Origin of the sequence: Marivita sp. (genome assembly GCF_051251565.1) — a bacterium.
Classification (GTDB): Bacteria; Pseudomonadota; Alphaproteobacteria; order Rhodobacterales; family Rhodobacteraceae; genus Marivita.
The window spans coordinates 123,433-144,537 of the sequence record NZ_JBPOFB010000001.1 but is presented as its reverse complement, the minus strand read 5'-3'; the positions used below and the strand labels follow the sequence as shown (position 1 = coordinate 144,537).

The window sequence follows — 21,105 nt, the reverse complement described above, 5'->3', positions numbered from 1 at the left end:
AGTTGGCGCTGGTTGTCGATATGACCACGCAATTGAAGGGGATAACCCATGCCCAAAGAAGAATGGGGCACCAAGCGCCTTTGCCCCACCACAGGCAAGCGGTTCTATGACCTCAATGCCGATCCGATCGTCAGCCCCTACACGGGCGAAGTGGTCGAGATCGACACAGGCAAGACACGCATGATCGCAGCGGATGCTGCAGACCGGCAAAGCAAAGCCAAGGACACAGAGACCGATGAGGGCGATGTTCTTGAGGATGATGATGTCGATGTCGAACTCGAGGATGATGATGATGTTCTCGAAGACGATGACGATGACAACGTCTCTCTGGACGAGATCGCTGACGTCGCCAGCAACGACGACGATTAATTTCTTCAAAAGGGGCGGAATCACGCTTGATCCCGCCCCAAGCTTTGCGTAGGTGAACACGCACTAACGGGGCCTTAGCTCAGCTGGGAGAGCGCTTGCATGGCATGCAAGAGGTCAGGGGTTCGATCCCCCTAGGCTCCACCAAATTCCCAGCATGCGGAATTTATTGGCCGATTTTACCGACAGGCCTTTACGTCTTCGAAATATATGCGAGCTAGTTGTCCCTGAACCAGGATGGTATGCAGTATGTTTGAAGCACAGCGGCAATGGACCTATCGGCTTGGGCCGTTTGAAGACCGGTTTCGCTACCAATATGTGATTTCAAGAACTGCCGAAGCGCTTGACGGGTTCACCGGGCATGTGGTGGGTAACGTTCATGTGCACTGCGGCAGCCACCTTCCCGTGTCCAATGTGTACGATTCAGCGGATCGCCCGATCGGCCTTTTGCTTGGCATAGCCGCAGGGACCATGGCGGTTACATCTACGAACCGCATCACACTGCCCTTCAGCAGCCGGAGCAAAAATTTCTGGGCGCGATTCGAATCCTTCCTGAACGATGCCGCCGGGCGCTACGCGTTTGTGCTCCATGCGCTCAAGGCGACGCGGCTGTATACCGATCCGGTTGGAATGATTGGCGCGGTATATAATGCAGAAGACGGCTTTGTCGCCTCTTCGCCGCTTCTTGCCATCAAGCGCCCGCTGCGGCCCAATCCCAAGGTCGATCTTGAGTCCATTCGGGACCGGGGTGGGAAACTGTCGTTGTTTAACACCGCAGATGCCGCAGTGCGACGAATGAACCCGAACTGCTATCTGGACCTCGATGCATTGCGTGAACACCGGTTTTGGCCCCGCGACGAACAATTTACGCCGGAACCTGAGACCATTCTGGACATATACGCCCAGATCATCGCCACCACGCGCGCGAATATAGCGGAAATCACAGGGTCCTATCCCTGCTCGCTTCCGGTCACCGGCGGCATGGACAGCCGTCTGATCCTTGCGTTTGCGGGCGAACACGCGGCGAAGCTCGATCAGGTCTACACCCACATCAACAATTATGCGACGCGCCGGGACGCGGCCATCGCCGCTGACCTGTGCCGAGTTGCCGGGGTGGCGCATGACGTTCATGACAAACGTCAGGTGTCGATGACGCCAAAGGACATCCGCCGCACGCTGGCTGCGTATCAGGTCACCTACGGCGCACCTGTCAAACCACCCAAGGAATATCTGAATGGCGTGATCACTGGTGTGCCCGACGGCAATGTTGTCTTGCGGGGGCACCAGACCGATCTGTTGCGGGCGGTGTTTGTGTTCCGATCTGAAAAGCACTGGCGCACTCCGGATTGGCAGATCGAAAGACTGCTCATCGTGCCGCGCGCCGATTTTGACAGCTCAATTGCCGACCGCCACCGCGACGATTTTCTGGCGTGGCAGGCCACATTGCCCGACACGGCCATGGCAAAAGCGGCGGATTTCATGTTCCTTGAGGTGTATTATCCATCCACCGTCGGCGCATCTTTCCCGGCGCTGTGGCGGAATTTCTACCTGTCCCCTTATAACAGCCGGACGTTGATCGCCCTGTCACTGCAATTTTCGGAAAGACGGCGGCGCGCGGCGCTGCCGGTGTTCGAATTGATCGAAGTGATGAACAGCGACCTGTCGAAAATCCCCTTTGATTTCGAAGCGCCCGCAGCACTTGATGACGCCGAAGGATGGCAAACCGGCACCGCGCTGGCCGAGGACCGGATTGAGCGCACCCATGCGTCGCTTGTCCAATACACGCCCTAACAGGCATCACCGGCCCGACACATCGCCCAGAACGGTGATCTCGGGGGCGCGATCCGACAGGGACCGACAAACCAAGGTGGACAAAAGGCGGTAGTCCTCTTCGCGCGATGTGCCCTTGCGCCAGACCATCCCGATGGTCCGCGACGGCGCGGTGCCTCGAAACGGGCGCGCGACAACCAGATCCTGATGCGCCACTTCGGATTTGACGTAAAGCGCTGGCATCAGCGACAGGCCCATCCCAGTCGCCACCATCTGGCGCAGGGTATCAAGGCTGGTGCCTTCGTAATCATGCGAAAGCTCAACCCCATAATCGTCAGAAATCGTACGCACCAATTCGTGCAGACGGTGCCCCGGTTCCAGCGACAGGATGGTTTCGCCGCGCAGCATGACAGGATCAATCTCGGGCTCGGCGGCAAGTCGGTGATCAACGGGCAACACAACCTGAATGGGTTCCCGAAAAAGTGACAGCGTCTCAAGCTCGGCCCTGTTCACCGGCAACGGAAAGAACAGCAAATCCAACGCACCGTCTTCAAGGCTGCGCAACAACAGATCCGGCAATCCTTCGCGGATATAAAGCCCCAGCTTGGGATATTGTGTGTGCAAATCCGGGATCACCAGCGGCAGGAAATAAGACCCGACCGTCTGAACCACACCAATGCGGATCACCGAGTTCAAGACAGATTGGCGCGATTTGGCGATGGTGTGAATCTCGGACACCTCGCGCAGGATGCGCCGCCCGCGCTCTGCAATCTCTTTGCCGGTTGGGGTCATCATCACCTTGGACCGGCTGCGTTCGACCAAAGTGGTGCCAAGCCGCACCTCAAGATCCTTGATTTGCGCGCTCAGAGTCGGCTGGGTGACGTTGCAAACCTCCGCAGCGCGGCGAAAATGCAACTGGTCCGCGACGGCAACAAGGTATCGCAATTGCTGTAAGCTGGGCATGCTCGCGCCTCTGATAGTTATTTTCTATCAAAACTACGCGTATTTTCGATTTGGTCAATGAGACCCACCATCCTATCTCGGATAGTGGGTTAAGGGGCGTTCCGCGTGCAGCGATTCAAGAACATTCTGTTTGTGTGCGATGACCAAAGCGCACATGAGATGGCGCTGGACCGCGTGATCTGGCTTGCCACGGCCAATGATGCCGCCGTGACGCTTGTCAGCACAATCGACAGCGGCGGGGCCAGCGATGTGTCCAAGCTTTTTTCGGTGATCCCCGGATTAGGCAGTCAGGCACTTGGCGAAGCGGTTGTTGCCGTGCACCAGGCGAAACTTGCAGACCGTGCAAAGATGCTGCGCGACAAGGGCATCGCGGTCGACACAAAGCTGCTGATTGGCACACCCTTTATCGAAATCATCAGGCATGTCCTGCGCAACGGGCATGACCTTGTGGTCAAGGGCGCGCATCGCGTCGGCGGACGCCGGTTCTTTCCCGGCGCCGATATGCACCTGTTGCGCAAATGCCCCTGCCCCGTCTGGATTATCAATTCTGCCGCGGAACCACGCGCCCGGCGTATCCTAGTGGCGGTCGATCCAGACCCGAACGATGCCGCGCGCGACGGGCTGAACCATGCGCTGATGGAAATGGCCACGTCGCTTGCGCGCAGCGATGGCGCAAAACTGGACGTGATGACGGTTTGGCGACTTCAGGAAGAGGCCACCTTGCGGCACGGGATCGCCGACATTTCGGATCAGGACATCAACCGATTGGTTGCAAAAGCGCAAGCGTCAAGCAAAGAGCGTCTGCAATCATTGGTTTCGGGCTTTTCCGCGTTTGAAGACATCATGCGCGTGCTGCATATCAAGGGCGTCGCGGGCGATGTGATTCCCGAGCACGTGGCCGCCGAAGGGATCGACACGATCGTCATGGGCACTCTGACTCGCACGGGCGTCGCAGGGTTTTTCATCGGCAACACGGCCGAGACCGTTTTAAATCACGTCAGCTGTTCGGTGCTGACGGCCAAGGCTTCGGGATTTCAATCGCCCGTTGGCGCAGGTTCGCAAGAGGTATCTATCTGATGGCTGGTGGCTTTCCAAAAGACGTAAACGCGAATGGCATAACCGGGGTCATCCCCATTCTGTTTGCCGCAGCGCTGTTTGTCTTTTTTGCATCCATGATCCCGACGATTGCCGCGCAAGAGATCATTCGCGTATCGGTCCCGTGGATTCCATCGCTTGGGATTGAACTGGCGTTTCTGGTCGACGGACTCAGCCTCACGTTCTCCTTGCTGATTTCGGGCATCGGCACGCTGGTGCTGTTGTATTCGAACACCTACCTTGCTGGACATCCGCAATATGCCCGGTTTGCCTTGTTCCTGACGGCCTTCATGGTGTCGATGCTGGGGCTGGTTCTGGCCGACGATCTGATTGTGTTGTTTGTCTTTTGGGAACTGACAACGCTGACCTCGTACATGCTGATCGGCTTTTCGCATGAGGCCGAGAAAAGCCGCCGCAACGCGTTGCAGGCGCTTTTTGTCACCGGCGCGGGCGGGCTCGCGTTTCTGGCGGGTCTGATCCTGCTGGCAGCCGTGTCCGGCACAACCAGCATTTCGGGCCTGCTGACGATGGGCGACGATCTCAAGGCGCATGCGATGTACCTGCCCATCCTGATCCTGTTGCTGGCGGGCACCTTTACCAAATCGGCACAGGTGCCGTTCCATTTCTGGCTGCCCAACGCCATGGCCGCGCCCACCCCGGTCAGCGCGTTTCTGCATTCAGCCACGATGGTCAAAGCAGGCATCTATGTCATGGCGCGCATGCACCCGGCGATGTCCGGCACCGATGTGTGGCTTTGGACGCTCACAGCACTCGGAGCCGCAACCGCCGTCTTCGCAAGCCTTTTGGCCCTGCGCCAGACCGACCTGAAGCAAGCATTGGCCTATACCACGCTGATGGCGCTTGGCACGCTCACGCTGTTCCTGGGGCAAGAGTCCGGCTACGCAATGACCGCTTTTGCGACCTTCCTGATCGTGCATTCGCTTTACAAAGCGGCGCTGTTTTTGGTGGTGGGCTGTATCGACCTGTCGACCGGCACCCGCGAGACAGATCAACTGGGCGGGCTCAGGCGGCTGATGCCGATCACCACCGTCGCGGCTGCACTTGCGGCGCTGTCTATGGCGGGCTTTCCACCCTTCCTTGGCTTTATCGGCAAAGAGCTGAAATATGCCGGCGCGATTGCCGTGGCGTCGGAACCCATATTGGTGGCAGGTGCAGCGCTCTTGGCGAACGCGTTGATGCTGGCCGTTGCGGCTGTGGTTGCCCTGCGCCCGTTCTGGCAAGGCAGCGTGCCGTCGGATCAATCCCCGCGCGAGGCCCCCTGGCAGATGTGGGCCGGGCCGATCATCCTGGCCAGCCTTGGCGCGATCTTTGGCATCTATCCCGACCTGTTGCAGGTGTCGTTGATCAACCCGATGGTAATCTCCCTGACCGGCGAGGTCAGCGAGGCGAAAGAGCTGAAGCTTTGGGCCGGGTTCAACATCCCGCTCCTGCTTAGTGTTGCGACTTTTGTTCTGGGTATCCTCATCTACATGACCCACGTCAAACTGCGCGCGATGCTGGATCGTGGCTTTAACGCCATTCCAAACCTCGACCGGGGATGGGACCGCTTTCTTGACGGGCTGAAAGGCTTTGCGAAGTGGCAAACTCAGCTTGTGCAAAATGGCAAACTCTCCAGCTATTTGTCAGTCACGTTCCTGACGATTGCCTCCGGTGTGCTGTTGACCTTTGTCTATACCGGCCTGCCTGCGATCAACGTTGATCTGTCAGACGTTGAATGGAAGCATGCCTCAATCGCGCTTTTGACGATTGCCGGGTCGATCCTTGCACTAGTCACCAGTTCGCGCATCGCCGGGATTGCAGCGCTTGGCGTGGTCGGGATCGGTATCGCGCTGATCTTCATCTTGTTCAGCGCGCCAGATGTGGCGATCACCCAGCTTCTTGTGGAAACGCTTGTTGTGGTGCTGGTGGCGATTGTGATGCTGCGCCTGCCCTCACTGCCCAAGGCCGAGTTCCGGTTGGGTCACGCCGCGCTGTCCATCGCAATGGGCGTGTCTGTGACATTGATCCTTGTGGCGGTTGTGTCCTCGCCGCTTGACCTGCGGCTGACCGACTATTTCGAAGCGACAAGCTGGCCCGAAGCTTATGGCCGCAACATCGTCAACGTGATCCTCGTGGATTTCCGCGCGCTTGACACTTTTGGCGAAATCGCGGTCGTCGTGATCGCGGCCCTGTCCGCCTATGCGCTGCTGCGCACCACACGCAAAGGAGACCAAAAATGAACTCCGTCATCCTGCGCGTCGGCACGCGGTACCTTGCCGGGCTGCTGCTGGTGTTTTCCTTCTACATGATGCTGCGCGGCCATAACGAACCGGGGGGCGGCTTTATCGGTGGCCTGACCGGCGCAACCGGGTTCGTGCTATATGCGATAGCCTGCGGCACCCAAGACGCCCGCGCGGCGTTGCGTGTTCTGCCGCAGACCCTAGCGATCTGGGGGCTGGGTATCGCGCTTGCGGCGGGCCTCTTCGCTGCGGTGTTCGGAGACGCGCTGTTCACCGGGCAATGGCTTTTTATCGGGGCAACGGAAACAGACAAGGGCCTGCCCCTGTCTACGGTGCTGGTCTTTGACATCGGTGTCTATCTCGTGGTTTTCGGGTCGATCCTGACCCTTGTCTTCGCAATGGAGGAAGAAATCTGATGGAATTCCTCTTTGCCATCACCATCGGTGTTCTGGTGACCTCATCGGTTTACCTGATGCTGTCAAACCACCTGCTGCGGTTCATCTTCGGGCTGGTCCTGATTTCGAACGCCGCAAACCTGACAATCTTTGTCGCCGGACGCCTGACCACGGGCGCCCCGCCGCTGATCCCCGAAGGCGCTGACGCACCGCTGGGTGACATCGCCAACGCATTGCCACAGGCGCTTGTCCTGACGGCTATCGTGATCGGTTTTGGCCTTTTTGCCTTTGCCATCGTGCTGGTCTTCCGCGCGTGGACCACGCTCAATTCCCTGACGCCGGACGACATGCGCCTGGCCGAACCTGAAGAGGCGCACAAGTGAGCTGGCTTCTCGCACTACCTATCGTCATCCCGTTCATAACTGCGGTTCTGGCTTTCCTCATGCGCGTGTCCCCGTGGGGCCGCTGGGTTTCGGTGATCGGCTCGGGCGTTCTTTTGGCCGTGTCCCTTCTCTTGATGAACGCCGTGCTGCGCGAAGGCGTGATTGCCGGGCAAATGGGCCAATGGCCTGCCCCCTTTGGCATCACACTTGTCGCGGACCTTCTGTCAGCGGTGATGGTCCTGATCACGGCCATCGTCGCCGTTGCGGTGTCGGTCTATGCTTTGGCCGATGTGGACGAACACATGGAGCGGCTGGGCTATCACGCGCTGTTCAACATGCTGATCGCGGGTGTGGTCGGGGCGTTCATCACAGGCGACCTGTTCAACCTCTATGTCTGGTTCGAGGTCATGCTGATCGCGTCCTTCGGCCTTCTGGTGCTGGGCGGACGCCCCGAACAGATCGACGGCGGCGTGAAATACGTGGCCCTGAACCTTGTGTCCACGATCATGTTCCTGACAGGCATCGGCCTTTTGTATGGCATGACTGGCACGCTCAACATGGCTGATCTGGCGTCGGCGGTGGACGGTGCGGACCAGCAGCTTTTGACCGTGGTTGCAGTGCTGTTCATGATTGCCTTCGGGGTCAAGGCTGCGGTGTTCCCGCTGTTTTTCTGGCTGCCTGCATCCTACCACACCCCGTCGTTTTCGGTATCGGCGGTGTTTGCCGGGCTTCTGACCAAGGTGGGGGTCTATGCCCTGATGCGGATGTTCACGCTGATCTTTGACCACGACACCGCGTTCACCCATACGATCCTGCTGTGGGTCGCGGGCCTGACGATGGTTGTGGGTGTTCTGGGTGCAGCGGCACAAAGCGATATGCGCAAGATCCTGTCGTTCCACATCGTGAGTCAGATTGGCTACATGATCCTTGGCCTGGCCCTGCTGACGCCGCTGGCCCTCGTGGGGGCGGTGTTCTACCTCGTCCACCACATCGTCGTAAAAGCGAATCTGTTCCTGATTGCAGGGGTCGCCAACAAGATCGCTGGCGGAACCGAGCTTGCGCGCATTGGGGGCCTCTACAAATCGGCTCCGCTCTTGGCCGTTCTGTTCGTCATCCCGGCCTTTTCGCTTGCCGGCTTTCCACCATTGTCAGGCTTCTGGGCGAAGTTCCTTCTGGTCAAGGCGGCGCTCGATATTCAGGCGTGGTTCATTGCCGGGATCGCCCTCGCGGTGGGTCTGTTGACGATCTACTCAATGACCAAGATCTGGGCGCAGGCGTTCTGGGAACCGCATCCCGACGGGATCGAACCCAAATTGTCGTCGCTGTCTGGCCGGGATCGCGCCGCGCTCTTGATCCCGATTGCTGGTCTGGCCGCGCTGACCGTGATGATCGGGGTGATGCCCGAACCGTTTGTGCAATTCGCCCAGGATTCGGCAGCGCAGCTTCTTGATCCATCGGCCTATATTGCTGCGGTGTTGGGGGAACAGCCATGAACACCTTTGGATTGAACATCATTCTGGCCATCGCCTGGGTTGCCTTTACGGGCAGTGTGTCACTGGTCGGGCTGACAACCGGGTTCGTGATTGGCTATGGCGCGCTTTGGCTGATCCAGCCACTTCTGGGCACCAGCACGTATTTCAAACGGGTGACAGCGTGGATCAAGCTGATCGTGATGTTCCACTATGAACTGATCGTCTCAAGCCTTGCTGTCGCCTTTGACATCCTGACACCCCGCCACCGGTCGCGCCCTGCGATCATCGAGGTGCCACTGGATGTAAAGACCGATACCGGCATCCTGCTGGTCACCAATCTGATATCGCTCACCCCCGGCACGCTAAGCCTTGACGTGAGTGAGGATCGCAAGACGCTGCTGGTGCATGCGATGTTTGCCGACGATCACGACGCACTGCGTCGTAGCCTGAAAGACGGTATGGAGCGTTGGGTCATTGACGCTGTGGAGGGGACATAATGAACGGATTTCTGGAACTCAGTCTTGAGATCGGGTTCATGTGCGTGGTGCTGTCGGTGGTGATGGCCTTTATTCGCATGGTCAAAGGGCCAAGCCTTCAGGATCGTGTGGTCGCGCTTGATTTCATGACCGTGGCCATCGTGGCCTTCTGTGGCCTCGCTGCTGTGCGCTATGGCACCAGCGCATTCCTTGACGTGGCGCTGGTGCTGGCGCTGGTCGGGTTCCTCGCAACCGTGGCGCTGGCCCGCTTTGCCGAACGCAACACCCTTCGCAACCGAAAGGAGGCGTCAGATGATTGAGGTCGTCGCAGGCTGTCTCATTATCCTTGGTGGCGTGTTCGCCATCATCGGCGCGCTTGGCCTTCTCAGGATGCCAGACGTGCTGATCCGCATGCATGCCTCCACAAAGATCGGGACGCTGTCCACAGGGCTGATCCTGGCGGGCTGTGCGATTGTCTATGGCAGTTCGGACATCACCATCCGCGTCATAGCGATCATGCTGTTCATTCTTCTCACCGCGCCAATCGGGGCGCATATGATGGGCCGGTCGGTTTTGTCGACGGGCGTGCCCCTGTGGAAGAACGAAGACCTCCCAGAGGACGCATCCAAAGAAGCCCTGCTCAAGGCGCATGACGTGCCGAAAGACAGCTGATACAAAAAAGGCCGCTCAAACGAGCGGCCTTTTCAGCATGTCCAAAAGTCGGATCAGCCGTTTACGCTGTCCTTGAGAGCTTTCGCAATGGTCATCTTGACCACTTTGTCCGCTTCTTTCTTGAACTGCTCACCAGTGGCCGGGTTGCGCACCATGCGCTCGGGCCGCTCGCGGCAATAGATCTTGCCAACACCGGGAAGTGTCACAGCGCCGCCGCCGGATACTTCTTTGGTGATGATGCCGGTGACTGCCTCCAGTGCAGCGCCTGCGGTTTTCTTGTCGCTGCCCATTTCTTCGGCCAGAGCGGCCACAAGCTGGGTCTTGGTCATTGGTTTCGCCATTTCGTGGTCTCCTTCACTGCCCGATCTTGGGCCTCGTGACGAAAAACTAACCGTATATTGAGGGGAAACACAACGGTTGGTGGACCTTTACCAAGTGATTTTCGCCTTTTTTTATGCTTTTCCCCCAGTTTTCATGGGGTGGAACAAACAAATTGGCCGCGGCGTCGCAAAAACCAAGAATCGCTTAGAGGAACGCTGTTTCCTCAAAGCTGCGCAGCTTGCGGCTGTGAATACGCTCAAGAGGCATGTCGCGCAGATGTTCCATGGCGTGAATCCCGATCATCAAATGCCGTGCAACCTGTGTTTTATAAAAATCCGACGCCATGCCAGGCAGCTTCAATTCGCCGTGCAACGGCTTGTCACTCACACACAGTAACGTGCCGTAAGGCACCCGGAACCGGAACCCGTTTGCGGCAATCGTCGCACTTTCCATATCAAGCGCAACAGCCCTGCTCTGGCTTAGCCGCTGAACCGGGCCCTGCTGGTCGCGCAATTCCCAGTTGCGGTTGTCGACACTGGCCACGGTGCCTGTCCGCATGATCCGCTTGAGGTCATATCCCTCAAGCTGCGTTTCTGCCGCCACCGCCCGCTCCAACGCGATCTGTATTTCTGCAAGCGCCGGGATCGGCACCCAGACGGGCAGATCGTCATCCAGCACGCGATCTTCGCGCAGATAGGCATGGGCCAGCACGAAATCCCCAAGGCTTTGCGAATTGCGCAGACCGGCACAATGCCCCACCATCAGCCACGCATGCGGGCGCAACACGGCGATATGGTCAGTTGCGGTTTTCGCATTCGACGGACCCACCCCGATATTGACCAGCGTGATCCCCGCCCCGCCTTTGCGCTTGAGGTGGTAGGTCGGCATCTGGGGCATCTTGTCGACCGCAGGCAACACATCGTCAGCTGAAAAAATCTCGGAATTACCGGTGCTGACAAAACTTGTGTACCCGCTGTCCGGATCAGCCAATTGCGCGCGCGCATAGGCTTCAAACTCGGCCACGTAAAACTGGTAGTTGGTGAACAACACGTGGTTCTGGAAATGATGCGGGTCGGTCGCAGTATAATGCGACAGGCGCGCCAATGAATAATCCACGCGCTGCGCTGTGAACGGGGCAAGCGGTTCGGTTCCATCCGGCGCGGGCTTGGCCACACCGTTGACGATATCGTCATTGGTCGTCGCAAGGTCGGGCACGTCGAACACGTCACGCAGGATAAAATCGGCAGCGCCTTCTTGTGGCACGGTGATCGCCGCATCATTGGCCACCGCGAAATGCACTGGCATCGGGGTGTCCGAGATCCCGATTTCGATCGGCACGCCGTGGTTTTCAAGCAAAAGTGTGATCTGCTGTTCCAGATAGTGCCGAAACAGGTCAGGCCGCGTGATCGTCGCGGCATGGGTGCCGGGATGCGACACGTGACCAAAGCTCAGACGGCTGTCCACCTTGGCAAAGCTGGTCGTGGTAATCCGCACTTCGGGGTAAAACGCCCGGTAGCGCACACCGGGATGCCCCTGCTCCATCGCGGTCTGAAAACTGTCACACAAAAAGCGGGTCGCCTGATCATAAAGGGCACAGAGGCGGTCAACGGCAGCCGTCGCAGTGTCGAACCGTTCCGGCGATGGTGCCTCCGGTGAAAGGATGTCCAGATTGATCGAACGGTCCTGCATGGCCTGCCTTTCTTATGTGTTCACCTGCTTTTGGTGCAGGTTGACAGGTCCATGACACGCAATCAAGCTATCCACAATCACGAGGAGCGTTTGCAGCCTGATGGATTACGAAACCGTCACCCCAAAGGCGTTTGGCGCAAGCTTGCGTGGGCTGGGCCTGAACCTGATCACCCGCGATGTGCGCCACCTGGCCACGCAGCTGTCCCAGGTGTTTGGCATGGCCGCACACAGGCTATCGGATGATTTCGCCATCATGTGCTATGGCGATTAGGTGTTTCAACTCCACGCAGACACGACCTATGGCGCAAACCCGTTGCTGGGGCTGGTGCCGGAAAACCCACCGCGCGGCGCCGGGCTTGAGATCCGTCTGTATGACACGGACCCGGATCACGCCTGCACCTTGGCCCAAGCGGCAGGGTTCACTGTGCTGCAAGCGCCCACCGACAAACCGCACGGCCTACGCGAATGTTACCTGCTGTGCACCGATGGCTATGCATGGGTGCCGTAGCGTCCGCTCTGATCCACCCTGCGCAAATGCCGGACGCGATATCCGACCACGCACGGCTTGACTTCGGCGCACAGACGGCTTGGTCTGGGGAAAACCACAGGAGGCACTCATGACCGTCACGCACTTGGCCCGCAACATAGATCACTGGCAGGAACGAGTTGACCTTGCCGCCGCCTTTCGCTGGACCGCACGCCTGAACATGCATGAAGGCGTCGCCAACCATTTCAGCCTGTCAATCAACGACGATGGCACCCAGTTTTTGATGAACCCCAATCAGGTCCATTTCGCCCGGATCAAGGCCAGCGACCTCTTGGTCGTGGATGCCAATGATCCCGACACGTTGAACGGACCAAACGCGCCCGACCCCACTGCATGGGGCCTGCACGGCGGTCTGCATCGGCATTGCCCCCATGCGCGCTGCGCCATGCACGTCCATTCGATCCACGCCACCGTTCTGGCCTGCCTGCAAGACCCGCGCTTGCCCCCGATCGACCAGAACTGTGCCACCTTCTTCAACCGTACCGTGATCGACAGCCATTACGGAGGGCTGGCCTTTGAAGAAGAAGGCGAACGCTGTGCACAGCTTTTCTCTGACCCCAAGCAAAAGGTCATGATCATGGGCAATCACGGCATCATGGTGATTGGCGACAGCGTGGCCGACACGTTCAACCGTCTATATTACTTCGAACGCGCCGCCGAGACCTATATCCGCGCGCTGCAAACAGGCCAGCCGTTGAAAGTGCTCTCGGACGAGATTGCCGAGAAAACAGCCCAAGAACTCGAAGGCTACCCGGAGCAAGACGCCCGCCATCTGGACGAATTGAAAAAAATTCTCGACGCCGAGGGATCTGATTACGCCGCATGAACGTTAACAAATCAGCGAGGCAGCTCGGCGCCCGCTTGTTTTTGGAATTTGGCGTACCACGTCTTGCTTATGGAAAAGACATTGCTCTCTCTCGGCCACGGCTACAGCGCGGCCTATCTGGCCAAGCGGCTCGTGCCGCAGGGCTGGCGCATTGCGGGCACAACACGCGACCCGGACAATTTCACGGCCCTGCGCGCCCAAGGGATCACACCGCTTTTGTGGGACAGAGACGCCATTCTGCCGTGGTTGGAAAACGCCAGTCACCTGCTCGTCTCCGCAGGCCCAACCGAAACAGGCGACCCGACGCTGGCCCTTTTGAAAGCCGATATCGCGGCACAGGCAGCAAGGCTCGACTGGGTGGGCTATCTGTCCACAACCGGCGTTTACGGCGATGCGCAGGGCGACTGGGTGGATGAAAGCGCGGTGCTCACGCCAGCCACCGAACGTGGCCGCCGGCGTGTCAGGGCCGAAGCCGCTTGGTCGGCCATTGCGGGTCTGTCGCTGCATATCTTCCGTCTCGCGGGAATTTACGGACCCGGTCGTGGCCCCTTCGCCAAGGTGCGCGACGGCACTGCCCGCCGGATCATCAAGCCCGGTCAGGTGTTCAGCCGCATCCATGTCGAAGATATCGCATTGGTGCTTGAGGCGTCGATGAGCCATCCCAAACCGGGCACCGCCTATAACCTGTGCGATGACGATCCTGCACCGCCGCAGGACGTGATTGCCCACGCCGCCACCCTGCTCAGGGTCGAGGCACCGCCCGAACAGGCGTTCGAGGATGCCGAACTGTCCCCCATGGCGCGCAGCTTTTATGCCGAAAGCAAACGGGTGCGGAATGACCGGATCAAATCAGACCTTGGCATAACCTTGCAATATCCCGATTACCGGACTGGTCTCGCCGCCATCCTTGCCGCAGAGCAAACCAAACCGTGACATCCGACCCCAGGGCACCAAGATCGCTGACCAGTCTTCTTGATGCGCTTGATCCGGACATGCCAACGACCGGCGCGGGCACCCAGACACATGATGCGCAAGACGGGCTGACCATTCAGGAGATGTTGGACCGTGTGGGTGCCCGTTCCTTCGGGGCTGCGTTGCTGATCCCGTCACTGATCCTCGTGTCTCCACTGTCGATCATCCCGCTGATGCCAACGCTTGGCGGTTTGGTGATCCTGACCATTTCGATACAGGCGTTTTTCGGACGCACACACCTGTGGTTGCCACGGTTCCTTGCCACACGACGGCTGCGCAAGGACCAACTGACCCGCGCCGTGGCATTCTTGCGCAAACCTGCGGCATGTCTCGACCGCAACAGCCGCGACAGGCTGCGGTTCCTGTCCGCCGCACCCATGGACCGGATCGCCCTCTTGGCGGTGATGAGCGTCGCGGCCACATGGCCGTTTCTGGAAATTCTGCCGATGTTCACATCCGTGAGCGCCACCGGCGTCGCCCTTATTGCGTTTGCGCTGATGGTGCGGGACGGATTTGTCCTGATCGCGGGCTATACCGTGCTCGGGCTGTCGCTATCGGTCGTGGCTGCATTGATCGCCGGGCTGTTCTAGGCCCGTTTGCCAATCGCCGCGACGCCCAGCACATCCAACACTTTCTGTTCGATCTGTTCAGAATTCAGCCCTGCTACAGCATACATCGCCGCCGGACTAGCCTGATCAATAAAGATATCCGGCAGCACCATGGAGCGGAATTTCAGCCCGTGGTCGAACACCTCTTCTTCGGCCAAAAGCTGGGCCACATGGCTGCCAAATCCACCAACAGCCCCTTCTTCGATGGTGATCAGTGCCTCGTGTTCTGCCGCCAGTTTCAGGATCAGATCCCGGTCCAGCGGCTTGGCAAAACGGGCATCGGCCACCGTCGGCGTGATGCCTTTGGCCTCAAGCGCCTCGCAGGCGGTCAGAACCTCGCCCAGACGGGTGCCAAAAGATAGGATCGCAACCTTGCTGCCCTCGCGGATCATCCGCCCTTTACCAATTGGTAAAATCTGGCCGCGCTCGGGCATCTCAACGCCCTGCCCTTCGCCCCGCGGATACCGGAACGCAATCGGACCTTCGTTATGCGCGACGGCGGTGGCGACCATATGCTTCAGCTCGGCCTCGTCCGCCGCTGCCATCACAACAAACCCCGGCAGGTTCGCCAGAAAAGCAATGTCATAGCTTCCCGCATGGGTCGCACCATCGGCCCCGACCAGACCTGCCCGGTCAATCGCAAAGCGCACCGGCAAGCGTTGAATGGCCACGTCATGCACCACCTGATCATAGCCCCGTTGCAGGAATGTCGAATACAGCGTGCAGAACGGCTTCAACCCGCCTGCCGCCAATCCGGCGCAGAACGTCACGCCATGCTGTTCGGCGATCCCCACGTCAAACGTCCGCGACGGGTAGCGCTCGGCAAACAGGTCCAACCCCGTACCATCGGGCATCGCAGCCGTGACCGCACAGATCATCGGATCGTCCGCCGCTTCCTGCAACAGCGCATCGGCGAAGACCTTGGTATAGCTCGGCGCGTTTGACGGCGCTTTCTTCTGCTCTCCGGTCACAAGGTCGAACTTGGCCCGCGCATGCCCGCGATCGGCAGAGTCTTCGGCCGGGCCATAGCCCTTGCCCTTCTTGGTCAGCACATGAATGAGGATCGGCCCATCCGCACGATCCTTGACCGTGCGCAGCACCGGCAAAAGCTGGTCCAGATCATGCCCGTCAATTGGCCCAACATAGGAAAAGCCCAGCGCCTCGAACAAGGTGCCGCCCACGGCCATGCCCTTGAGAAGATCCTTGGCGCGCTTTGCCCCTTCCCGGAACGGAGGCGGCAGCAGGCTCACCGCGCCTTTGGCCGCCTCTTTGAAATCCTGAAACGGCGCACCTGCATATAGCTGCGACAGGTAGGACGACAACGCGCCGACCGGGGGTGCGATGCTCATTTCGTTGTCGTTCAGAATGACGATCAGCCGCTTTTTCAAATGGCCCGCATTGTTCATTGCCTCATAGGCCATGCCCGCGCTCATCGCTCCGTCGCCGATCACCGCAATCGCGTCGCCATGCCCGGTGTCGCAATTGCCGCCCAGATCACGCGCGACGGCAAAGCCAAGCGCGGCTGAAATAGAGGTCGAACTGTGCGCAGCACCAAACGGATCATACGGAGATTCTGACCGTTTGGTAAAACCTGACAGCCCGTCCTCTTGCCGCAGCGTGCCCATACGCGCGCGCCGCCCGGTCAGGATCTTGTGCGGATAACACTGGTGCGACACATCCCAGACGATCTTGTCGCGCGGCGCGTCGAAAATCGCATGCAACGCCACGGTCAGTTCGACCACACCGAGGCCCGCACCCAAATGCCCGCCCGTCCGGGAGACATGGGCAATCGTGTCGCGCCGCAGCTCGTCTGCCAATTGCTCAAGCTGTGTATCGGAAAAGCGCTTCAGATCAGCCGGTGATGTCACCGTATCCAGAAGCGGGGTCGCTGTAGAAAAGGACATGGGCCGCGCCTCCGGGTCGCATCAGGTGTCGCGCGAGATAACGAACTGCGCTGCGTCATTCAAGGTTTGTGCCCGGTCCCCATAGGGTGACAAGGCATCACAGGCGGCAGTGACCAACTCGGACGCCCGGCGTTTCGCGCCATCCAGTCCAAGCAGCGACACAAACGTGGCCTTACCCCGGTGCGCATCTTTGCCGACTGCCTTGCCAACTGTAGTCTCATCGCCCTCAACGTCCAGAATGTCGTCGGCGATTTGAAAGGCAAGGCCCAGCGCCGTCGCATATGCCGTCAATGGCGCGGGATCGACCTGCGCCAACCGCGCCCCCGCCTCGGCAGACCACACGATCAGCGCGCCTGTCTTGCCCGCCTGCAACCGGGTGATCTGGTCCAAGGTCAGCGGCGTCGCTGCGGTTTCGGCCAGAATGTCCAACGCCTGTCCCAGCACCATACCCCTGTGCCCCGAAGCCCGCGCAAGACTTGACGCCAGATCGGCGCGCACAGCCGCGTTCGCATGGCAGGCTGGGTCCAGCACCAGTTCGAACCCAAGGGCCTGCAACGCATCACCCACAAGCACAGCTGTACCGTCATCCCATTTGCGATGCACCGTGGGCAGGCCGCGCCGCAGATCGTCGTCATCCATGCAAGGCAGGTCATCATGCACAAGACTGTAGGCGTGGATTGCCTCAATCGCCGCCGCCGCCCAGATCGCGTGTGCCTCTGGCACACCGTGCAACCGCGCACCTTCGAGCACCAGAAACCCGCGCAGCCGTTTGCCACCTGACAGCGCATAGCGCATGCCGTCGATCACCGGCAGATCAGGCCCGCCCGTCAGAACCTTGGTCAAATGTGCGCCAATGGCATCGGCATCACGGCGCAGCGCGTCGGAAAACATCGCCCTGTCTTACTCGGCGTCGAACGGCGCGGTGCCCTTGGGCTGACCATCCGCGTCCAGCGTGATCGCGGCGACCTTTTCCTGCGCTTCGTTCAGCTTGGCTTCGCAGCGCTTTTTCAATGCAGCACCTCGTTCGTAAAGCGCGATGGATTGCTCCAGCGCCACATCCCCGCGCTCCAGCTGCCCCACGACTTTTTCAAGCTCGGCCATCGCCGCTTCAAAGCTCATCTCGTCTACGGGTGTGTCGCTCATGACGCGGCCTCCATCAAAACGTCTACATGCGCGCGCGCACCTTTTGCCAGCGCAGTCAAATCATACCCACCTTCGAGTGTCGAGACGATGCGCCCGCCGCACAGCTCTTGCGCCAGCGCGCACAGCTCTTCGGTAAGCCAGCGGAAATCCTCGGTCGACCAACAAAGCTGGGCCAGCGGATCATCCTGATGTGCGTCAAACCCGGCAGAAATGATGATCAATTCCGGCGCAAAGGCGCGCAGACGCGGGAACACCTGACCCTCGTAGGCGGCGCGCATCTCGGCCCCGCCCGACTCGGGTGGCAGCGCGATGTTCAGCGCGTTGTCATGACCGCCGCGTTCAGACGGATCGCCTGTCCCGGGCCAAAGCGGCATCTGCTGGCTGGTGACCGTAAATGCACGCGGCTCGGCCCACAGCAAATCCTGCGTGCCATTGCCGTGATGCACGTCGAAATCCACCACGGCAACGCGGTTCAGCCCATGCGCCTCAAGCGCGTGTTTCGCCCCGATAGCCGCATTGCCGAACAGGCAGAACCCCATGGGCGTCGCGGTTTCGGCATGGTGACCGGGCGGGCGAATGGCGCAGAACGCGTTCCCCACCTCACCGCCCAGCACCATATCCACCGCCTTCACCACGGCCCCCGCAGCCCGCAAAGCCGCAGGCACACTGTTCGGCGACATCCAGGTGTCCGCATCAAGCTGGGTGAACCCCTGATCCGGCGCGCCGTTCAGAATTGCATCAACATGCGCCTGCGGGTGGACATACGCCAGATGCGCCATGTCCACCAAAGGGGCCGCTTCGCGCCGCAGGTCCAGCCCTTGGAGCGCATGCAACACATGCTCAAGCCGCGCCACCCGTTCGGGATGACCGTCGGGCGTGATATGATCCAGACAATCTGCATGCGTGATCAATGCCGTCGCCATGCGCGCGTCCCCCTTTTGCTTCTTCTTTTTTCAAATATGCAAAGACCAAACCCGTCAGTCGGGCGCAAGCATATACCCGGCACCACGCACCGTTTGCAGGTAGCGGGGCTGTTTCGGGTTGTCCTCAAGCTTGCGGCGCAGGCGAGTGATCTGCACATCCACCGCGCGTTCCTGGCTCTGACTGCGGTCGCGGCCCAGTTCCTCGACCAATTGCATCCGGCTCAGCGCTTCACCGGGTTTGGCGGCAAAGACCTTCATCAGCTGGATCTCGGTCGAGGTCAGGCGCACAAGGTCTTCGCCCCGCCACATCTCGGCGCGTTCGGTGTCATAGCGGATCGGGCCCAAGCTCAGGTATTTCGGCGCGCCATCATCGGCGACCTGTTCCGGCATCCGCCGCAGGATCGCATTGATCCGCAACAACAGCTCTTTCGGTTCGAACGGTTTGGCAAGGTAATCATCTGCCCCTGCCTCAAGCCCTGCAATCCGGTCTTCGGTTTCGGCCCGTGCGGTCAGCAACAGGATCGGCGTCGACGACCGCTCGCGGATTCCCCGTGTCAGACTAATGCCATCCTCGCCGGGCATCATCACATCCAGAACGATCAGGTCGAAATCCAGCCCCGACAGAATGCGCCTTGCATGGGCCGCGTCGCGCGCAGCGCTGACCAGAAACCCGTTGCGGATCAGGAATTTCTGCAACAGGCCGCGAATGCGTTCGTCATCGTCGACAATCAGCAGGTGGGCATCAGGATCGGCCATATCAGCGCCCCTCTCGCATCGCGTGGTAAGCGCCGCGCATGTCATCATCCATCATCGCTTCCAGCACAGTCTTGAACCCCGCCACCGCGTCCGGCCCGGCCTTGCGATACGCGTCGCGCATGCGCACGCGCTGTGCATCGGACAATTGCTGTTCCAGCGCGCTTCCGGCCTCGGTGAGTGTCAAATGCCGCTCTCTTTTGTCGCTGCGTCCCACATGGCTTGTCACAAGACCATCTTCGATCAAGGTGCGCAACACACGGTTCAGCGATTGCTTGGTGACACCCAGAATGGCCAGCAGGTTGTTCACCGTTGTACCCGGCGCGCAATGGATGAAATGGATCGCCCGATGATGGGCACGTCCATAAGACAGACCTTCAAGAATACGGTCGGGATCCGCGGTGAACCCGCGATAGGCAAAGAACATCGCCTCGATCCCCTGCCGCAGCTGTTCATCAGTGAGGTACAGCAGTGCCTGTCCGCTCGATGTGTTTTGCGTGTGTCCGTCTGCCATGTTCTGCCACCCACTCCGTCTTTTTCTTGGTCTTGAAAATACGTCAGTCTTGTTGACATTCCAAGGATCAAATGGTAGCGAATCTCAGTTTTGGCGCAACATTATGTCCGATACGGACCTTTATTGCGCAATTAATGAAAATCCGAGCGAGGAGAATTGAAATGGCCGGAACCTATGATGACCGCGACGGAACGATCTGGATGGACGGCCAGCTCATCGACTGGCGCGATGCCAATGTCCACATCCTGACCCATGCAATGCACTATGCCAGCTCGGTCTTCGAGGGCGAACGCGCCTATGGCGGCAAGATTTTCAAGTCGCGCGATCACTCCGAACGCCTGAAGCGCTCGGCGCAGATGATCGACTTTGAAATCCCCTACACAGTGGATGAGATCGAAGCAGCCAAAGCGGCCGTGCTGGCGGCAAATGGCAAGTCTGACGCCTATGTCCGTGCCATCGCATGGCGCGGTGCGGGCGAAGATATGGGTGTCGCCTCTGCGCGCAACCCCGTGCGCCTGGCCATCGCAAGCTGGGAATGGGGCGCCTATTACGGCGACGCAAAGATGAAGGGGGCCAAGCTCGACATCTCCAAATGGAAGCGCCCGTCGCCCGAGACAATCCCAAGCCACGCCAAGGCCGCCGGTCTTTACATGATCTGCACCATGTCCAAACACGCGGCTGAAGCAAAAGGCTGCTCCGACGCCATGATGTTCGACTATCGCGGGTATGTGGCCGAGGCGACGGGGGCCAATATCTTCTTCGTCAAAGACGGCGAAGTACACACACCGACGCCCGACTGCTTCCTGAACGGGATCACCCGCCAGACCGTGATCGGCATGCTCAAAGAGCGCAACATCACCGTACATGAGCGTCACATCATGCCGGAAGAACTCGAAGGGTTCGAACAGTGCTGGCTCACCGGCACAGCTGCCGAGGTCACGCCTGTTGGCCAGATCGGCGACTTCACGTTTGAGGTTGGTGCCCTGACCCGCGAAATCGCAGAAGGCTACGAGACGCTGGTTCGCAGCTGATCGCACACCCATATGACGGAAAAAGCCCTGCATCATCTGGTG

General features: G+C 59.5%; 23 protein-coding genes, 1 tRNA gene and 1 pseudogene. 16 read left to right on the top strand and 9 right to left on the bottom strand.

Going from position 1 to position 21,105, the window contains the following annotated elements; translation table 11 throughout:
• Window positions 1-48: 48 nt before the first annotated feature.
• The 3 genes from ACSHXH_RS00715 (at window position 49) to ACSHXH_RS00705 (ending at window position 2,157) form a co-directional block, all read left to right on the top strand.
• The gene (locus ACSHXH_RS00715) at window positions 49-369 is read left to right on the top strand and encodes a TIGR02300 family protein (protein ID WP_435669829.1); all 321 of its coding nucleotides are present in this window, start codon (window positions 49-51) and stop codon (window positions 367-369) included.
• Window positions 370-437: 68 nt separating this feature from the next.
• Window positions 438-513, top strand: a tRNA-Ala gene (locus tag ACSHXH_RS00710).
• Window positions 514-615: 102 nt separating this feature from the next.
• The gene (locus tag ACSHXH_RS00705; protein ID WP_435669828.1) at window positions 616-2,157 is read left to right on the top strand and encodes a hypothetical protein; all 1,542 of its coding nucleotides are present in this window, start codon (window positions 616-618) and stop codon (window positions 2,155-2,157) included.
• Between the two features lie 6 nt (window positions 2,158-2,163).
• Here the strand turns inward: ACSHXH_RS00705 and ACSHXH_RS00700 are convergent, their stop codons facing one another.
• A complete protein-coding gene (locus tag ACSHXH_RS00700; protein WP_435669827.1) occupies window positions 2,164-3,099 on the bottom strand; it encodes a hydrogen peroxide-inducible genes activator in 936 nt (311 codons plus the stop codon).
• A 105-nt stretch (window positions 3,100-3,204) separates the two neighbouring features.
• Here ACSHXH_RS00700 and ACSHXH_RS00695 point away from each other — a divergent pair, with 105 nt between their 5' ends.
• From ACSHXH_RS00695 to mnhG, 8 genes are read left to right on the top strand one after another with little or no spacing between them, the layout of a single operon-like run.
• Window positions 3,205-4,176, top strand: a complete 972-nt coding sequence (locus ACSHXH_RS00695) for a universal stress protein (protein ID WP_435669826.1) — start codon at window positions 3,205-3,207, stop codon at window positions 4,174-4,176.
• Complete coding sequence (locus ACSHXH_RS00690) at window positions 4,176-6,434, top strand: putative monovalent cation/H+ antiporter subunit A (RefSeq protein WP_435669825.1); 2,259 nt, start codon at window positions 4,176-4,178, stop codon at window positions 6,432-6,434. The genes ACSHXH_RS00695 and ACSHXH_RS00690 overlap by 1 nt, the downstream gene beginning before the upstream one ends.
• Window positions 6,431-6,850: a Na+/H+ antiporter subunit B gene (locus ACSHXH_RS00685; protein WP_435669824.1), complete on the top strand. Its 420-nt coding sequence runs from the start codon at window positions 6,431-6,433 to the stop codon at window positions 6,848-6,850. Before ACSHXH_RS00690 ends, ACSHXH_RS00685 begins: the two co-directional genes overlap by 4 nt.
• Complete coding sequence (locus tag ACSHXH_RS00680) at window positions 6,850-7,212, top strand: Na+/H+ antiporter subunit C (protein ID WP_435669823.1); 363 nt, start codon at window positions 6,850-6,852, stop codon at window positions 7,210-7,212. Before ACSHXH_RS00685 ends, ACSHXH_RS00680 begins: the two co-directional genes overlap by 1 nt.
• Window positions 7,209-8,705, top strand: coding sequence for a Na+/H+ antiporter subunit D (locus tag ACSHXH_RS00675; protein WP_435669822.1), 1,497 nt, complete (start codon window positions 7,209-7,211; stop codon window positions 8,703-8,705). Before ACSHXH_RS00680 ends, ACSHXH_RS00675 begins: the two co-directional genes overlap by 4 nt.
• Entirely contained in the window at window positions 8,702-9,181 is a 480-nt protein-coding gene (locus tag ACSHXH_RS00670) for a Na+/H+ antiporter subunit E (protein WP_435669821.1), read from the top strand. The genes ACSHXH_RS00675 and ACSHXH_RS00670 overlap by 4 nt, the downstream gene beginning before the upstream one ends.
• Window positions 9,181-9,480 (top strand): monovalent cation/H+ antiporter complex subunit F, encoded by a 300-nt coding sequence (locus ACSHXH_RS00665; RefSeq protein ID WP_435669820.1) that lies wholly within the window; start codon window positions 9,181-9,183, stop codon window positions 9,478-9,480. Before ACSHXH_RS00670 ends, ACSHXH_RS00665 begins: the two co-directional genes overlap by 1 nt.
• On the top strand, window positions 9,473-9,832 hold the full coding sequence (gene mnhG, locus ACSHXH_RS00660; RefSeq protein ID WP_435669819.1) for a monovalent cation/H(+) antiporter subunit G: 360 nt from the start codon (window positions 9,473-9,475) through the stop codon (window positions 9,830-9,832). The genes ACSHXH_RS00665 and mnhG overlap by 8 nt, the downstream gene beginning before the upstream one ends.
• Window positions 9,833-9,885: 53 nt before the next feature.
• On the opposite strand, the gene ACSHXH_RS00655 is transcribed toward mnhG, so the two are convergent.
• Together ACSHXH_RS00655 and ACSHXH_RS00650 are read right to left on the bottom strand one after the other, a co-directional pair.
• Complete coding sequence (locus ACSHXH_RS00655; protein ID WP_435669818.1) at window positions 9,886-10,173, bottom strand: HU family DNA-binding protein; 288 nt, start codon at window positions 10,171-10,173, stop codon at window positions 9,886-9,888.
• A gap of 184 nt (window positions 10,174-10,357) precedes the next feature.
• Window positions 10,358-11,842 carry an AMP nucleosidase gene (locus tag ACSHXH_RS00650; protein ID WP_435669817.1) on the bottom strand — a complete coding sequence of 495 codons (1,485 nt, stop codon included), beginning with the start codon at window positions 11,840-11,842 and terminating at the stop codon, window positions 10,358-10,360.
• 100 nt (window positions 11,843-11,942) lie between these two features.
• Here ACSHXH_RS00650 and ACSHXH_RS00645 point away from each other — a divergent pair.
• The 4 genes and pseudogenes from ACSHXH_RS00645 (at window position 11,943) to ACSHXH_RS00630 (ending at window position 14,777) form a co-directional block, all read left to right on the top strand.
• Window positions 11,943-12,350 (top strand): annotated as a pseudogene (locus tag ACSHXH_RS00645) (VOC family protein).
• Between the two features lie 109 nt (window positions 12,351-12,459).
• The gene (locus tag ACSHXH_RS00640; RefSeq protein WP_435669816.1) at window positions 12,460-13,215 is read left to right on the top strand and encodes a class II aldolase and adducin N-terminal domain-containing protein; all 756 of its coding nucleotides are present in this window, start codon (window positions 12,460-12,462) and stop codon (window positions 13,213-13,215) included.
• A 69-nt stretch (window positions 13,216-13,284) separates the two neighbouring features.
• Window positions 13,285-14,148, top strand: a complete 864-nt coding sequence (locus ACSHXH_RS00635; RefSeq protein ID WP_435669815.1) for an SDR family oxidoreductase — start codon at window positions 13,285-13,287, stop codon at window positions 14,146-14,148.
• Window positions 14,145-14,777, top strand: a complete 633-nt coding sequence (locus ACSHXH_RS00630) for an exopolysaccharide biosynthesis protein (protein WP_435669814.1) — start codon at window positions 14,145-14,147, stop codon at window positions 14,775-14,777. Before ACSHXH_RS00635 ends, ACSHXH_RS00630 begins: the two co-directional genes overlap by 4 nt.
• On the opposite strand, the gene dxs is transcribed toward ACSHXH_RS00630, so the two are convergent.
• From dxs to ACSHXH_RS00600, 6 genes are read right to left on the bottom strand one after another with little or no spacing between them, the layout of a single operon-like run.
• Entirely contained in the window at window positions 14,774-16,699 is a 1,926-nt protein-coding gene (dxs, locus tag ACSHXH_RS00625; protein WP_435669813.1) for a 1-deoxy-D-xylulose-5-phosphate synthase, read from the bottom strand. The genes ACSHXH_RS00630 and dxs overlap by 4 nt on opposite strands.
• Before the next feature lie 21 nt (window positions 16,700-16,720).
• The gene (locus ACSHXH_RS00620) at window positions 16,721-17,590 is read right to left on the bottom strand and encodes a polyprenyl synthetase family protein (protein ID WP_435669812.1); all 870 of its coding nucleotides are present in this window, start codon (window positions 17,588-17,590) and stop codon (window positions 16,721-16,723) included.
• 9 nt (window positions 17,591-17,599) lie between these two features.
• Window positions 17,600-17,842: an exodeoxyribonuclease VII small subunit gene (locus ACSHXH_RS00615; RefSeq protein WP_435669811.1), complete on the bottom strand. Its 243-nt coding sequence runs from the start codon at window positions 17,840-17,842 to the stop codon at window positions 17,600-17,602.
• Window positions 17,839-18,765, bottom strand: a complete 927-nt coding sequence (locus ACSHXH_RS00610) for a histone deacetylase family protein (RefSeq protein WP_435669810.1) — start codon at window positions 18,763-18,765, stop codon at window positions 17,839-17,841. Before ACSHXH_RS00610 ends, ACSHXH_RS00615 begins: the two co-directional genes overlap by 4 nt.
• 54 nt (window positions 18,766-18,819) lie before the next feature.
• Window positions 18,820-19,521 (bottom strand): response regulator, encoded by a 702-nt coding sequence (locus ACSHXH_RS00605; protein ID WP_435669809.1) that lies wholly within the window; start codon window positions 19,519-19,521, stop codon window positions 18,820-18,822.
• A gap of 1 nt (window position 19,522) precedes the next feature.
• Window positions 19,523-20,032, bottom strand: coding sequence for a MarR family winged helix-turn-helix transcriptional regulator (locus ACSHXH_RS00600; RefSeq protein WP_435669808.1), 510 nt, complete (start codon window positions 20,030-20,032; stop codon window positions 19,523-19,525).
• Between the two features lie 161 nt (window positions 20,033-20,193).
• On the opposite strand from ACSHXH_RS00600, the gene ACSHXH_RS00595 reads away from it, so the two are divergent.
• On the top strand, window positions 20,194-21,063 hold the full coding sequence (locus ACSHXH_RS00595) for a branched-chain amino acid aminotransferase (RefSeq protein ID WP_435669807.1): 870 nt from the start codon (window positions 20,194-20,196) through the stop codon (window positions 21,061-21,063).
• Window positions 21,064-21,105: the final 42 nt, after the last annotated feature.